At 70.4% G+C, this 14948-nt stretch carries 14 protein-coding genes; 10 read left to right on the forward strand and 4 right to left on the reverse strand.

All coding sequences use genetic code 11. The features are described from left to right. Positions 1-121 precede the first annotated feature (121 nt). Both LG391_RS32130 and LG391_RS32135 read right to left on the reverse strand, forming a co-directional pair. Positions 122-1585, reverse strand: a complete 1464-nt coding sequence (locus LG391_RS32130; RefSeq protein WP_225772815.1) for a M81 family metallopeptidase — start codon at positions 1583-1585, stop codon at positions 122-124. A gap of 4 nt (positions 1586-1589) precedes the next feature. Then, positions 1590-2738 (reverse strand): ROK family transcriptional regulator, encoded by a 1149-nt coding sequence (locus LG391_RS32135; RefSeq protein ID WP_225772817.1) that lies wholly within the window; start codon positions 2736-2738, stop codon positions 1590-1592. A gap of 115 nt (positions 2739-2853) precedes the next feature. Between LG391_RS32135 and LG391_RS32140 the strand changes: the two genes are divergently transcribed. From LG391_RS32140 to LG391_RS32150, 3 genes are all read left to right on the forward strand, one after another. Then, complete coding sequence (locus LG391_RS32140) at positions 2854-4404, forward strand: ABC transporter substrate-binding protein (RefSeq protein WP_225772819.1); 1551 nt, start codon at positions 2854-2856, stop codon at positions 4402-4404. Between the two features lie 209 nt (positions 4405-4613). Continuing rightward, the gene (locus LG391_RS32145) at positions 4614-5555 is read left to right on the forward strand and encodes an ABC transporter permease (RefSeq protein WP_225772957.1); all 942 of its coding nucleotides are present in this window, start codon (positions 4614-4616) and stop codon (positions 5553-5555) included. 4 nt (positions 5556-5559) lie between these two features. Beyond that, positions 5560-6432 carry an ABC transporter permease gene (locus LG391_RS32150; RefSeq protein WP_225772821.1) on the forward strand — a complete coding sequence of 291 codons (873 nt, stop codon included), beginning with the start codon at positions 5560-5562 and terminating at the stop codon, positions 6430-6432. Here LG391_RS32150 and LG391_RS32155 read toward each other — a convergent pair. Both LG391_RS32155 and LG391_RS32160 read right to left on the reverse strand, forming a co-directional pair. Beyond that, the gene (locus LG391_RS32155; RefSeq protein WP_225772823.1) at positions 6429-7349 is read right to left on the reverse strand and encodes a hypothetical protein; all 921 of its coding nucleotides are present in this window, start codon (positions 7347-7349) and stop codon (positions 6429-6431) included. The two genes, LG391_RS32150 and LG391_RS32155, sit on opposite strands and share 4 nt — an antisense overlap. 185 nt (positions 7350-7534) lie before the next feature. Continuing rightward, positions 7535-8161, reverse strand: coding sequence for a LysE family translocator (locus LG391_RS32160; RefSeq protein ID WP_225772824.1), 627 nt, complete (start codon positions 8159-8161; stop codon positions 7535-7537). 147 nt (positions 8162-8308) lie between these two features. On the opposite strand from LG391_RS32160, the gene LG391_RS32165 reads away from it, so the two are divergent. From LG391_RS32165 to mtnK, 7 genes are all read left to right on the forward strand, one after another. Next, positions 8309-8803 (forward strand): ferritin-like domain-containing protein, encoded by a 495-nt coding sequence (locus LG391_RS32165; RefSeq protein ID WP_225772826.1) that lies wholly within the window; start codon positions 8309-8311, stop codon positions 8801-8803. A 382-nt stretch (positions 8804-9185) separates the two neighbouring features. Continuing rightward, complete coding sequence (locus tag LG391_RS32170; RefSeq protein ID WP_225772828.1) at positions 9186-9851, forward strand: methylthioribulose 1-phosphate dehydratase; 666 nt, start codon at positions 9186-9188, stop codon at positions 9849-9851. Next, positions 9848-10393: an acireductone dioxygenase gene (locus tag LG391_RS32175; RefSeq protein WP_225772830.1), complete on the forward strand. Its 546-nt coding sequence runs from the start codon at positions 9848-9850 to the stop codon at positions 10391-10393. The genes LG391_RS32170 and LG391_RS32175 overlap by 4 nt, the downstream gene beginning before the upstream one ends. Positions 10394-10608: 215 nt before the next feature. Then, positions 10609-11937: a sugar ABC transporter substrate-binding protein gene (locus LG391_RS32180; RefSeq protein WP_225772832.1), complete on the forward strand. Its 1329-nt coding sequence runs from the start codon at positions 10609-10611 to the stop codon at positions 11935-11937. Next, complete coding sequence (locus LG391_RS32185; protein ID WP_225772834.1) at positions 11913-12866, forward strand: carbohydrate ABC transporter permease; 954 nt, start codon at positions 11913-11915, stop codon at positions 12864-12866. Before LG391_RS32180 ends, LG391_RS32185 begins: the two co-directional genes overlap by 25 nt. Further along, positions 12863-13705, forward strand: coding sequence for a carbohydrate ABC transporter permease (locus tag LG391_RS32190; RefSeq protein ID WP_225772836.1), 843 nt, complete (start codon positions 12863-12865; stop codon positions 13703-13705). The genes LG391_RS32185 and LG391_RS32190 overlap by 4 nt, the downstream gene beginning before the upstream one ends. Further along, positions 13702-14946: an S-methyl-5-thioribose kinase gene (mtnK, locus tag LG391_RS32195; protein ID WP_225772838.1), complete on the forward strand. Its 1245-nt coding sequence runs from the start codon at positions 13702-13704 to the stop codon at positions 14944-14946. Before LG391_RS32190 ends, mtnK begins: the two co-directional genes overlap by 4 nt. Positions 14947-14948: the final 2 nt, after the last annotated feature.

A 14948-nucleotide genomic window follows, 5' to 3' on the forward strand; every position in this document is an offset into this window, starting at 1 on the left:
GGATTTTGTCGAGGCCGGGGCCAGCCCTCACCCGGACGTCCTGGCGGACGTCCGACCTCTCCCGCCAGGCGGGAGAGGCCATCGGAGCGGGCCGGCATCGGCCGTGCCATCTGCGATGCCATCATCGGCCGAGAGTCTTGAGCGACCGGGCGGACCAGACCGGGCGCGGCTGCCAGTCGAAATCGCGGTCGAAGGGGAAGGTCGGGCGGATGGTGCGCCGGCGCGGCAGGTGCTCGACATCCTGGTCGACCACGCCGGGCGACAGCGCCATCAGGTTCGGATTGGCGATCGGCGCCAGCTCCGGCGACAGGTAGCCGGACTTGACCACCAGGATCGCCACCTCGGCCGGATGCACGCCCAGCCGGGTGAAGTCGGCGATATTGTGGAACGGCCGGCGCCGCGCGGTCAGCACCACCCGGATGCCGCCGATGCGGACCAGCGCCTGGCGATCCGCAGCATCAGCGCCGGGGTCGAGGACCAGCACCTCGGCCTCCGCCTCGACCGGCTGGCTACCCTTCGTATCGAGCGTCGCGCCGATGCTCAGGCGCAGCCGGGCGCCGGTGCCGGCGGCGAAGCAGGACTCGGTGGCCGGGCGGTCGGCGATGCCGGCGATCAGCACGTCCTGCGCGTCGCGCGCCAGCAGCGCCCGCAGCAGGTCGGCCCGGTCGCCGACTCCGCCGCCGGTCGGGTTGTCGCCGGAATCGGCCAGGATCACCGGCCGGGTGGCCGAGGCGACGGCCCAGCCGACGCAGTCCTCCACCGTGCCGGTTCGGCTGCCGAAGACGAAGTCGTCGCGCGCATCCCAATAGGCTTGCGCCAGGCGGGTGCCCTCGCGCTCCATCGCCGCCGGGTCGGTGCCGGTTATGATGACCGCGGCGGTCGCCCGCGGCTCGTCGGCCCAGACATAGCCGACCATCATCGAGGCATCGAGGATGCCGTCGATAGCGTCGACCGCGGGAAGCTGCGCGTAGAGCGACTTCGCCGGCTCGTCCACCGTGCTGGTGCGCTCGCCCGGCCACAGCACCGGCACGGGGACCCACATCAGCAGCGGCTTCACGCCCTCGGTCAGGCGGCGCATCAGCATGCTGCAGGCGCGGCGCTTGGTCTCCTCCACATCGATATGCGGCGCGGTGCGGTAGGTGGAGAACATGTCGAGCGCGTCGATGATGCGCTGGCTGACATTGCCGTGCAGGTCGTAGCTGGCGCTGATCGGGCAGTCCGGCCCCACCGCGGCGCGGGCGGCGGTGATCCAGTCGCCCTCGGCATCCTCCATGCCCTCGACATTCATGGCGCCGTGCATGGCGAGATAGAGGCCATCGATCGGGCCGAGCGCCGCCAGCCGCTCGAGGAACTCGGCCTTGAACGCCTCATAGGTGGCGCGGGCGACCGGACCGCCGGGGATGGCGCGGGCGTGCAGCGTCGGCAGGAAGACGGCGTCGTAGTCCCGCAGCAGGGCGAAGGACGGGTCGGCGGTCAGGACGTCGCCGCGCAGCACGCGGAAATCCGCCTCGGTCGCCAGCACCGGGCTGTAGGTGCTGCATTCGGTGTGGATGCCGCCGACGACGATGCGCGGGAGGGATGCCATGTCTTCAGCCTTCTTCGGCGCGGGTCAGGAAGCGGTGGGCGGCGATGCTGGCGGCGCCGCGGGCCCACAGGGCGCGGGTCGCGTGGTGGAAGCGGATGGTGGTGGAGGCGGCGAGGCGCGGCAGCACATTGGCCTCGATCGCCTGCCGGGTGACGGTGCGGAACAGCGGCCCCATCGCGCCCTCGACATCGACGATCAGCACGAATTCCGGATCGTTGACCTGGATCACATGGGCGATGGCGAGACCCAGCGCGCCGCCGGCCCGGTGCAGGATGCCGATCGCCTCGGCATGCCCCTGGGCCGCCAGCGTTTCGACCTCCGCCGTGGTCGTGGCCTCGAGGCCCAGTGCCCGCGCCTGGGCCAGGATCGCTTGGCGCGGCGCCACGGTGTCGAGGCAGCCGCGCTTGCCGCAGCGGCAGGGCAGCCCGCCCGGCTCGATCGTGCAATGCGCGATCTCGCCGGCGCCGCCGCCATGGCCGCGGTACAGCGCGCCGTCGACGTAATGGGCGCAGCCGATGCTGTCGCCGAAGGTGACGGTGGCGAAGGTGCGGTAGTCGCGCGCCAGGCCGTACAGCCGCTCGCCGGTGGCGACGGCGTTGGCGTCGTTCTCCAGGAAGGTCGGCACGCCGGTCGCCTGCTCCACCACCGCCGCCACCGGCAGGTCGATCCAGCCGAGATTGGCGGAATGCAGGCAGCGGTCCTGGTCGTGGTTGACCAGGCCGGAGAGGGCGACGCCGATGCCGCGCAGCCGGTCGGCCGGGATGCCGGCCTCGCCCAGAAGATGCGGGATCGAATCGCGGATGGTGCCGGCGATCGCCTGGGGATCGTTCGACCAGGAAGCCGTGCGCTGGCCCAACACCGCGCCCTGGAAGTCGGTCAGCACCATCGTCACCGGCTCCTCCACGATCGAGGCGCCGATGAAGTAGCCATGGGCCGGGTTCAGCCGCAGCAGGATCGACGGCCGGCCCTGGCGCGACGGCGCCGTCTCGCTCTCCTCCAGCGCGCCGTCCTCGATCAGCTCGCGGCTCAACCCCGTGATCGCCGCCTTGCTGAGCCCGGTGCGGAGCGCGAGCTCGGACCGGCTGAGCGGTCCGTGGTCGGCCACGGCCTCGAGCAGGGAGCGTTTCGACGGGTTGGCCATAAGCCTCGGCATCCGATGCGTTCGGCTTGACAGTTAGTTTAGAAATTGAATTTAATCAAGGCGAAGGCTTCATCAATCTAACAAAGTCGGCGGAACCCCGGACCGATTCAACCAACGGGAGACGGACATGACCCTCGTGATCGACCGGCGCGGCGCGCTGGCCCTGGGCGGGTCGCTCGGCCTCATGGCGCTGCTTCGCGGCCACAGCGCTTCTGCCGCCGACGCCTCGCAGATCGTGATCCTGCAGAGCGAGGCGCCGCGCAGCATGGATCCCGCGGACCAGACCGCGACCTACACCTCGGCGCTGCTGGAGCCGATGTATGAGGGCCTGACCGGCTACAACGACAAGATGGAGCTGGTGCCGGTCCTGGCGACGAAGTGGGAAGGCGACGCGACGGGAACGGTCTGGACCTTCACCCTGCGCCAGGGCGTCAAGTTCCATGACGGCGAGCCCTGCGACGCCGACGCCGTGATCGCCAGCTTCGCCCGGCACATGGACGAGAAGCGCGGCCTGGCCGCCAGCGGCCGCTTCCGCGCCGTGATCGGCGAGGTCAAGGCGACCGGCGCCGACACCATCCGCTTCACCCTGAAGCGCCCCTACCCCGCCTTCCTGAAGCTTCTGGCCGTGGCCTCGGCCTCGATCGTCAGCCCGAAGGCCGACAAGGCCGGCACGCTGGGCCGCGCCGCCGTGGGCACCGGCCCGTACAGGCTGGCCGAGTACAAGTCGGGGGAATACGTGCTGTCGGAGGCCAATGCCGACTACTGGGGCGAGAAGGCCCCGACCAGGAATCTCAAGTGGATCTGGACCCAGGAAGCGGCGGTCATGAACATGGCCGTGCAGACGGGCGACGCCGACATTGTGGTGCCGCTGCCGCCGGTCTTCGCAGCGCCGATCAAGGCCAACCCCGAGCTGGCACTGATGGAGGGCAACCCGACCGCGGTGTTCTGGGTGGCGCTGAACTGCAAGCTGGCGCCCCTGGACGACGTCCGCGTCCGCCAGGCGCTGAATCTCGCCACCGACCGGGCCGGCCTGGTCAGCAACCTGCTGTACGGCTTCGGCCAGCCGGCGACCTCGCCGCTGTCGCCCGCCGTGTTCGGCTACGACAAGACGGTCGAGGGCTACGGCTTCGACATCGCCAAGGCCAAGGATCTCCTGGCCGAGGCCGGCCATGCCGACGGCATCGCCATCAACGTCGCGGTGCAGGAGCCGGAGGCGAACATCGCCGAGATCCTGCAGGGCATGTGGGCGCAGGCCGGCATCACCCTGAACATCCAGCGGATGGAGAGCGGCGTGTGGACCGCCGCCGCCTTTGGCAAGCCGGAGGAGAAGGCGGCCCAGGGCGTGCACAGCGTCATCGCCTCCTGGTCCACCGGCACCTTCGACGCCGACCTGCAGCTGAAGCCGCTGTACCACACCGACAGCTGGTCGCCGAAGGGCGCCAATCTCGGCTTCTACAGCAATGCCGAGCTGGACGAGATCCTGAACAAGGCCGGGTCGTCGACCGACGAGGCCGAGCGCAAGACGCTCTACGCCAAGGCGCAGCGCCTCATCGTCCAGGATGCGGCGCATGTGCTGCTGTATTATCCGAACGACCTCGCCGCCGCCCGTGCCGAGGTCAAGGGCGCCTGGCTGCAGCCCGGCGGCGCGATCGTCCCGGAACGCGCGACGAAGGCATAAGGACGGATGACTTTCCCCCTCTCGCTCGCCCCTTCCGAGTCCCCCCTCCCCTTGCGGGAGGGGGCCAGGGGGAGGGGGTTGCCGCCGCGCGAGTCGGCGCGGATCCGTTCGCGCATATCCCTTTTTCAGTATCCCCGAGCGACGTCCGCGCCGATGTCGAGAACCCCCTCCCCCTATCCCCCTCCCGCGAGGGGAGGGGGGACTTGTTGGTGCTGCGGTCCGGCAAGCGCATGAAGGCCTATCTCACCCGCAAGCTGGTGGCGCTGCCGCTGATCCTGCTCGGCGTCTCGTTCCTGATCTTCGGCGCGGTGCGGATGCTGCCGGGCGATCCGGCGCGGATCATGGCCGGGCCGCAGGCGACGCAGGACGCGGTCGACGGCATGCGCACCCGGCTCGGTCTCGACCAGCCGTTCCTGCTGCAATACGGGCTGTTCCTCAGCCACGCCGTGCAGGGCGATTTCGGCGAGTCGATCAAGTCGAAGAAGCCGGTGATCGACGAGGTGGCGGAGCGCTTCCCCTACACCCTGTCGCTGGCCGTGGTCAGCTACGCCGCCGCCATCCTGATCGGGGTGGCCGCGGGGATGCTGGCCGCGGTCTACCGCAACGCCTGGCCCGACCAGGCGGTGATGATCGCCGCGATCGGCGGCGCCTCGGTGGCCAATTTCTGGCTGGCGCTGATGATGATGAACCTGCTGGCGGTGCAGTGGAAATGGCTGCCGCTGCTGGGCGCCGGCAGCTGGCAGAACTACGTCATGCCGGCGATCGCCCTCGGCCTCTTGCCGGCGGCGCTGATCGCGCGCATGACCCGGTCGAGCATGCTGGAGGTGATCGGCCAGGACTACATCCGCACCGCCCGCGCCAAGGGGCTGGGGCCGCGGGTGATCTACCGCAAGCATGCGCTGCGCAACGCGCTGATCCCGATCGTCACCATCGTCGGGCTGAACTTCGGCGGGCTTCTGGGCGGCGCCGTGGTCACCGAATCCGTGTTCAACTGGCCCGGCATCGGCCGGCTGCTGGTCGACGCCGTGCGCTACCGCGACTACCCGATCATCCAGGGCGTCACCCTGCTGACCGTGACCTCGGTCGTGGTGGTGAACTTCCTGGCCGACCTGCTGATCGCCGCCATCAATCCCCGCATCCGCTTCGACTAGGACCATGACCAGCCTCGCCGACAGCGACGACCTTCCGGCCGCCCCGTCCCGGGCCAGGCGCCTGGGCCGCATCCTGCGCCGGCACCGCAGCCTGACGATCGGCGGCGCCATGGTGCTGCTGCTGGTGCTGGCCGGCCTGCTGGCGCCGCTCCTGGCCACCCACGACCCGACCCAGCAGTCGCTGGCCCAGGCGCTGCGGCCGCCTTCGGCCGAGCACTTCTTCGGCACCGACCAGTACGGCCGCGACCTCTATTCCCGCATCGTCTACGGCGCCCGGCTCTCGCTGCTGGAGATCGTGCTGGGCGTCGGCATCGCGCTGGCGGCCGGCGTGCCGCTGGGCCTGCTGGCCGGCTATTCCGGCGGCCGGGTCGACCAGGCGATCATCTGGGTGATGGACATCCTGTTCGCCTTCCCGGGCATCGTGCTGTCGATCCTGATCGTCAGCATCCTCGGCACCAGCCTGGTCAACCTGATGATCGGCATCGCCATCTTCTCGATCCCGGTCTATGGCCGGCTGGCCCGCAACCTGGCGCTGGGGCTGATGCAGGTGGAGTACACCGAGGCGGCGCGGGCGCTGGGCGCCGGCCTCTGGCGCATCCTGTCCCAGCACATCCTGCGCAACGCGCTGGGGCCGATCATCGTGCAGGCGACGCTGACCGCCGGCACCGTGGTGCTGACCGCCGCGAGCCTCAGCTTCCTTGGCCTCGGAGCCCAGCCGCCGACGCCGGAATGGGGCGCGATGATGAGCGACGGCCGCAACTTCCTGGGCGTCAACATCTGGCTGTCGCTGTTCCCGGGCCTGGCCATCACCTTCTCGGTGCTGGGCTTCAACCTGTTCGGCGACGGGCTGCGGGATCTGCTGGACCCGCGGCGCTAGCCCGGCAGCATCTCGGTCGAGCCCAGCGACCGCAGGCGGTCGTCGCGCAGATGGCCGCCGAGCGAGGCGCTGACCGCGGCGATGAAGGCGCCGATCAGCAGCGACAGGAAGGCGGCGAAGGCGGTCGACAGCCCGGCCTTGCGGGCGGCGTCCGCCGCCTCGCGCGCCTTGGCCGCGGCGGCGTCGACCTGGGCCACGACCTCGTCGACGCGCTTTTCCGCATCGGCCTGGCTGAGGCCGGTGCGCTGCGCCGCGAGCTGCGCCAGATAGGTCCTGTCGGCCGGCGGCAGGCCGCCATTGGCGACGGCATTGGCCAGGATGCGTGCCACCTCCGGCCGCGGATCGCCGCCATTGGCGGCCGGCGGCGCGGCGTCGGGCGCCGGCCGGAACAGCAGGTCGATGGCATAGCCGGTCGGGTCGGCCGGTGCCGCCGCCGGGGCGGCCGCCGTCGCGCCCTGGGCCGCGCCGGATGCCACGGTCGCCGTGGCCTGGACGCCGGTCGAGGCGGCGCCGTAGCCGACGAAGCCCAGCACCACCGCGACGAACAGGGTGGCGACGCACCAGGTGAGGAAACCGTGCGCCGTGTCGCGGAAGGCGACCTCATCGGTGTGGACGTTCGCCCAGCGCGTGCGCAGCCGCCCGGTGATGTAGCCGCCGAAGCCCGAGGCGATCCACTGGATGACGATCAGCCCGATCGCGGTGGTGACCGCGAAGGCGCCGGCGCCGATGCCGGAGCCCGGCCAGGGCGAGACCAGGGACAGGCCGAAGCCGGTTCCCAGCACCATCAGCGCCAGGGTGATCGCGGCGGCGACCGCCGCCCCGGCGAAGACCGCGCCCCAGGACACGCCGGACGATGCCGCCTCCACCGCCGGGGCGGCGATGCGGGGTTCGGGATAATCAGGATAGGTGCCGACCATCTCGTCCTCCCTCAGCGGAACAGCAGCAGGATGAGGATGATCACCGGGATCGGAACCCCGAGCAGCCAGAGAAGAATGCCGCGGCCCATATCGGCCTCCTGAAGCGGGAACACTCATTCTTCGAATGGCGGCGCGGCGGCTTGCGTTCCGCCGGAGTCCGCAATTTCCCTTCCGGCCGGTGTTCTTTATCGGCCGATCAGCGCCGAGGCGGTGATGGCGACGAGGGCCGCGGCCATGGCCAGGTTGATGAGGCGCGCTCTGACCGGGTCGCGCAGCCAACGGGACAGCGACACGCCGGCCAGCAGCCAAGCGAGATGGATCAGCACGACCATGCCGCCGAGCAGCACCGTCTTCACCGCGGCGTCGAGACCGGGATCCCGGGCGACGGTCGTGCCGGCGAAGACCGCCGCGATCGCGACATAGGCCTTGGGGTTGGCGACGGCGAGCAGGACGCCGCCGAGGAAGGACGGCGCCGGCACCGCCCCCTCCCCGCCTTCCAGCGGCGGCGCGGTCGCGATCCTGCAGGCCAGGAACAGGATGTAGACGGCGGAGACGATGCCGAGCGCGAGCGCCCCGTGCGGGATCGAGGCCACCAGCGCCACCACCCCGGCCGCCACCGCCAGCAGCACCGCGATCGTGCCGGCGATCAGCCCGCAGGCATAGGGCAGCGAGCGGCGGATGCCGAAGGAGGCGCCGACCGCGGTGACGCTGATCGTCGACGGGCCCGGGCTACCCATGACGACCGCGGACGCCAGCAGCAGCGCCGCCAGAGGCCGCCACAGCCCCTGCAGTTCGGCGAGTTGAGCCTCCATCGGCGGCGATGCTAGCGACCTTCGCCGGGCCGGTCTTGGACGGCGGTGCCCTCCGCCATGGCGGAATCGGCGAAGCGGAACGCCGGGGGCGCTGGCCCTGTTGGCCCCCCAAGTCGACCTGCCCAGAGTTCAACCGGAGGAGAGACCATGGCGACCAAGGAAAAGACCCTCGACGATCTGTTCCTCGAGACGCTGAAGGACATGTATCACGCCGAGAAGCAGATCCTGCGCGGCCTGACCAAGATGGCGAAGGCGACCAAGACGCCGGAGCTGGCCCAGGCCTTCGAGACCCACCGCGACGAGACCGACGGCCAGGTGCAGCGGCTGGAGCAGGTGGTCGAGATCCTCGGCAAGCGGGCCCAGACCAAGCCCTGCGAGGCGATCCAGGGGCTGATCGCGGAAGCGGCCGAGGTGATGGACGAGTTCAAGGGCACCCCGGCCCTCGACGCCGGGCTGCTGTCCGCGGCCCAGGCGGTCGAGCATTACGAGATCTCCCGCTACGGCACGCTCAAGGCCTGGGCGCAGCAGCTGGGGATGAAGGATGCGGTGGACCTGCTGGACCAGACCCTGAAGGAGGAGAAGAAGACCGACCAGCTGCTGAACCAGCTGGCGGAGCGCAGCCTGAACAAGAAGGCCGCCTGACCGCGGCACGGCGCCGGGGATCCCGCGATCCCCGGCCGCTCCTTCAGCCGTCGAGCCGGACCGCGCGCAGATGGTGCCGGCCGGCGCCGGCGGCGCGACCCGGTGGTGATGCGCCGAATGGGCGTGGTGGGCGTGCGCCATTCCCTGCTCCCTCTGCTCCATCCCCGGCGAAATGGGGCTTCCAGCAACTGGAAGGTTAACCGCGCCGGCCGGATCCGAGTTCGGGCCCGTCCATTCAACTCGAAATTATGTTATACAAATTGAAATTGACACCGACCGGCGCGCATATAAGGTCTGGACGCTTGCGGCGAGGGGAATTTAGCGAAAATTCCTCGTGCTGCGTTGCGAAATGCAGGACCCGCCGTCTCGCCCCGGATCGATCATGGCCCCGACACCCGACATCCTTCCCGTCTCGCCCGTGTCCCGCCTGCCGCAGAGGCCGGCGGAGCAGGAGGCGGCGATCCAGGCCGTGCTGGACGGCGCCGCCTTCGCCGGCGCCCGTGGCTGGGTGCCGGCCACCAGCGGCAACTTCTCCGCCCGGATCGACGCCGACGGCATCGCCATCACCGCCACCGGCACCGACAAGGCCCGGCTGACCCGCGACGACATCATCACCGTGTCGCTGGCCGACCCGGCGCATCCGCGCGCCTCGGCCGAGGCGCCCCTGCATGTCGATTTGTACCGGGCGTTTCCGGAGATCGGCGCGATTTTCCATGTGCACAGCCCGGCGGCGACGCTGCTGTCGCTGGTCGACGCCCCGAAGGGCGCGGTGCGGATCCAAGGCTTCGAGCTGCAGAAGGCGCTGGCGGGCGTGAAGACCCACGAGGTCGCGCTGGACATCCCGGTCTTCGCCAATTCGCAGGACATGGCGGTGCTGGGCCCGCAGGTGCTGGCGCGGCTGGGCGCCGCCCCCGCCATTCCCGGCTATCTCCTGGCCGGCCACGGGCTCTATGCCTGGGGCCGCACCCCGGCCGAGGCGCGGCGCCATCTGGAGGCGCTGGAGGTCCTGCTGGGATTCGAGTTCGAGCGACGGAGGCTGCAGCCATGACCCGGCTCTATGTCTATGACGAGACCAACCCCGCGGCGCTGCTGGTGGACACCGAGGACGGCGCCGCGATCGCGCGCGAGCTGAACGCCATCGGCGTGCGGTTCGAGCGCTGGGCGGCGAGCGCGCCGCTGGCGGCAGATGCCGACCAGGACGCGGTGATCGCGGCCTACAAGCCGGAGATCGACCGGCTGAAGGCGGAATGCGGCTACAAGTCGGTGGACGTGGTGCGGATGCAGCCGGACCACCCGCAGCGCGAGGCCTTCCGCGAGAAGTTCCTGGACGAGCACACCCACAGCGAGGACGAGGTCCGGTTCTTCGTCGAGGGCTCCGGCGCCTTCTACCTGCGCAAGGCCGGTCGGGTGTTCAAGGTGGTGTGTACCAAGGACGACCTGATCAGCGTGCCGGCCGGCACCACCCATTGGTTCGACATGGGCCCGGCGCCGCGCTTCACCGCGATCCGCCTGTTCGAGAACAGCGACGGCTGGATCGCCAAATTCACCGGCGACACCATCGCCCGCCGCTTCCCGCTCTACGCCGGCTGACGGGTGCCCGGGGGGAAGCACCGCTCTCCCCCTCATCCTCCCGTCGCCAACGCGACGGGCCCCTCCCTCTCCCCGAGGAGAGGGGAATATGAGCTCCGCCCTCTTTACCTCTCCCCCGGCGAGAGGTCGAAATCGCGCAGCGATTTCGGGTGAGGGGGCTGGCACCGGCCCCATCCACCACGGCTCGACGCCCGCGCCCTTCAGGATTCACCGCCATGACCACCGTCCGCGACCACACCTTTCCGATCGGCCGCCGCCGCTTCCTGGCCGGGGCCTCCGCCGGCGCGCTCGGGCTCGGCCTCGCGCCCCTCGGCCGGGCCTTCGCCCAGGGCAGGCGCTTCGACGGCCAGAGCCTGAACCTGATGATCATCCAGCCGCATGTGGTGGCCGGGCGGTATCTGGCCGAGGCCTGGGAGAAGGCGACCGGCGGCAAGATCAACGTCACCGCCGTGCCCTACGACCAGTTGCAGGCCAAGGCGACGCTGGACGTGCAGTCCGGCACCAACAATTTCGACGTGATCGACTACTGGTACACCGGCGTCGGCGCGCTGGCGAATGACGGCATCATCGTCGACGTCACCGAATGGATCGAGCGGGACAAGGCGGAGATCCAGCCGGACGACTATCTGCGCTCGATCTACGATCCCTACACCCTGGCCGACGGCAAGCGCTGGGGGCTGCCCTATGACGGCGACAGCCACCTGCTGTTCTACAACAAGGAGATCTTCGACCGGCACGGGCTGAAGCCCCCGACCACCTGGGACGAGTATCTGGAGCGGTCGAAGGCGATCACCGAGGCCGAGAAGGCCAACGGCATCTACGGCGCCGCGGTGCTGGGCGGCAAGGCGCCGATCATCATCGGCGCGTCCTACGCCAACCGCCTGGCCGGCTTCGGCGGCCGCTACCTGAAGGAGGACGGATCCTCCGCCCTCGACGAGTCCCCGGCGGTCGAGGCGGCCAAGGCGCTGAAGGACGCCGCGCCCTCGGCCCTGCCGACCCCCTTGGAGACCCGCTTCGAGGAAGGCCTGCCGGCCTTCCTGTCGGGCAAGGTCGCGATGATCGAGTTCTGGAGCGACCTCGGCGTCTATGCCCAGGACCCGAAGGGGTCGAAGATCGTCGACAAATGGGACGCGGTGCGGATCCCGGTCGGCGGTTCGAACAAGACCAGCCGGCTGGCGCTGAACTCCGGCTTCGCCTTCGCCATCTCCTCGGGCTCCGAGAAGCAGGAGCATGCGTGGGAGTTCATCAAGTTCGCCACCAGCGCCAAGACCGGCCTCGACCTGCTGCTGACCACCGGCAGCGGCATCGACCCGGACCGCACATCGACGCTGAACGCGCCGGAGTACAAGGCCTTCGCGCCGAAGGTGCAGACCGCGCTGGCCGGGGCGCTGGAGAACGGCCTGCCCTGGCCGAACGGCCCGGAATCGCCGCAGCTGATGCAGGTGCTGGCCGACGAGCTGGCGCTGGTGCTGGCCGACCAGAAGTCGCCCGAGGAGGCGATCGCGGCCGCGCATGAGCAGTGGACCGCGATCATCGGTTCGTGATGGCCCTGGCGGAGAGCATCGACACGGCACGGGCGGCAGCGCCGGCGCGGCGCCGGCGGTGGCGGCCGGGGACCAGGTCCCTGGCCTCGCCGCTGGTGGTGACGCTGGTGCTGACCACGCTCTATCCGCTGGTGGCGCTGGTCGCCCTCTCCCTCAGCAGGAGCACGCTCGGCAAACCGTTGCGCGACTGGGCCGGCATCGCCAATTTCGCGCGGGTGCTGGGCGACCCGGCTTTCCTGGCCTCGCTATGGCGCAGCGCCGCCTTCGCCCTGCCGATGGCGGCGATCGAGCTGGTGCTGGGCCTGGCGCTGGCCCTGCTGTTCCATCGCCTGGTGAAGGCCGGCCGGGTGCTGACCAGCCTGGCGCTGCTGCCGCTGATGACGCCGCCGGTGATGGTCGGCGTCGCCTGGAAGCTGATCTTCGCCGCCGATGGCGGCCTGCTGAACGGCTGGCTGCGCGCCGCCGGGCTGATCGACGCGCCGATGAGCTTCCTCGGCTCCTCCGGCTGGGCCGCCGTCGCCATCGTCGTCGCCGACGCCTGGCAGTGGACGCCCTTCGTCGCCCTGCTGTGCTTCGCCGCGATCAAGGGCCTGTCGGAGGAGGTGATGGAGGCGGCGCGGCTGGACGGCGCCACGGCCTGGCAGCGCTTCCGCCACATCACCCTGCCGCTGCTGGTGCCGACAATGGCTGCGGTGTTCCTGCTGCGGCTGGTGATGGCCTTCAAGCTGTTCGACCTGGTCTATGTCCTGACCTTCGGCGGGCCGGGCTTCGACACCACGACCAGCGGCTTCCAGATCTGGCGCCTGGCCTTCGAGCAGTTCGACGTCGGCCGCGCCGCCGCCGCGACCCTGGTCTTCACGGCGTTCGTCAGCCTGGTGGTCTGGCCGGCCTCGCGCGCGGCGAAGCGGCTGGAGGCGCGGTACACATGACCCCCGCCGCCCACACCGCGCGGCCGGAGGCGCCGCATCGCTGGTCCTGGATCGACCTGGTCGCCGTGCTGGTGGCCGCGGCCTTCCTGCTGCCGCTGGCTTATCTGCTGTCGGTCTCCTTCAAGTCTCCGGACCAGGTGCTGAGCGGTAGCTTCCTGCCGGAGGCGCCGACCCTGGCCAACTGGCCGGCCGCCTTCGGCGCCACGGCGCTGACCCGCTTCATCGTCAATTCGGTGCTGACGGCGGTGCTGGGCGGCGTCGTCACCATCCTGATCGCCCTGCCCGCCGCCTATGCCTGCCTGCGCCTGGACAAAGCGGGCGAACGGCTGGTCTCGATCGCCTTCGGCAGCTTCGTGGCGCCGCCGATCGTGGCCGCGATCCCGTTCTTCTTCCTGCTGAAGGCGACGGGTCTCTTGAACAGCGTGATCGGCCTTGCCCTGGTCTACGGCCTGACCAACGTGCCGGTGGCGTTGTGGCTGCTGATCCCGTTCCTGCGCCGCATCCCGCGCGAGATCGAGGACGCCGCCGCGATCGACGGGGCCGGGCCGCTGTTGACCCTCGCCCGGGTGATCGCGCCGCTGGTCGCCCCGGGCATCGCGGCGACGGCGATCATCGTGATCATCCTCGGCTACAACGAGTTCCTGTTCGCCTCGGTCTTCACCTTCGCCGACGAGACCCGGACGCTGACCGTCGGCATCTCGCTGTTCCAGGGCGACCGGCTGGTGAATTTCGGCCAGATGGCCGCGGCCTCGCTGGTCGGGATCGCGCCGATCTATCTCATCGCCCTGCTGGCCCAGCGCTGGCTGGTGGCGGGGCTGACCGAGGGGAGCGTGAAGTGACTATCCGCCCGCTGGACGTCCCGGCCGCCCGCGCCTATCTCGCCGCCCATCCGGACCTCGCGGCGGTCCTCGGCGGCGACCCGGAGAACTGGGACATCCGCGAGGCCAGCGACGGGTTCCTCAACGTCGTCTTCCTGGTGCGCGGTCCGGCCGGGGGCCTGTGCCTGAAGCAGGCCCTGCCCTGGGTGCGCCATGCCGGCGAGAGCTGGCCGCTGCCGGACAACCGGGCCTTCTTCGAGCAGTCCTACCTCGCCATCGTCGGCCCGCTGGCTGAAGGCGCGCTGCCGAAGCTGTATCACTACGATCCCGGCCGGCAGATCCTGGCGATGGAGCTGCTGACGCCGCACGAGACGCTGCGCTACGCCCTGATCGAGGGCAGGCGCTTCCCCCGCGTCTCGGCCGATATCGGCGCCTTCGTCGCCCGCGCCTGCTACCGCACCTCGCCCTTCCATCAGCCGCTGGAGCGGGTGCGGGAGTGGCAGGCCCGCTTCGCCGCCGGGGTGGAGCTGCAGCGCATCACGCTCGACCTGATCTTCCAGGACGCCTACCGCGACAACCCGCGCAGCTCCTGGACCAGCCCGCAGTTGGACGACCTCGCCTACGGCTTTCGCGAGGACGTGCCTCTCAAGCGCGCCGCCGGCCGCCTGGCCTGGCGCTTCCTGACCGTGGGCCAGGCGCTGATCCATTCCGACCTGCACACCGCGGCGATCATGGTGACCGAGACGGACACCAAGGTGATCGACCCGGAATTCGCCCTCTACGGCCCGATCGGCTTCGACCTCGGCGCCTATCTCGCCAACATCCTGATCAGCCATCTGACGCAGCCGGGCCATGCCGGGCCGGGCGACGACCGCGCCGCCATGGCCGAATGGCTGCTGGAACAGCCGGCGCTGCTGTGGGACAGCTTCAGCCGCACCTTCCGCCGGCTGTGGGAGACCGGAGGCGGCGGCGACGCCTGGCACGACGACCTGTTCCCCAAGCCCGCTTCGGCCGCCCTGCTGCGGCCGGACTACGAGGCGCTGGAGGCAGAGATCTTCGCCGACATGGTGGGATTCGCCGCGCTGAAGATGATCCGCCGGGTGTTCAGCTACGCCCATGTTGCCGACTTCCTGCGGATCGCCGACCCGGACCGCCGGGCCGCCTGCGAGCGCCGCACCGTGCTGCTGGCCCGGCGCATGCTGACGGAGCCCGAGCGCTTCCGGACGACAGCCGATATCGTGGCGGCGACTCGCGCGGCCTGAGA

Source organism: Inquilinus sp. Marseille-Q2685 (assembly GCF_916619195.1).
Lineage (GTDB): Bacteria > Pseudomonadota > Alphaproteobacteria > DSM-16000 > Inquilinaceae > Inquilinus.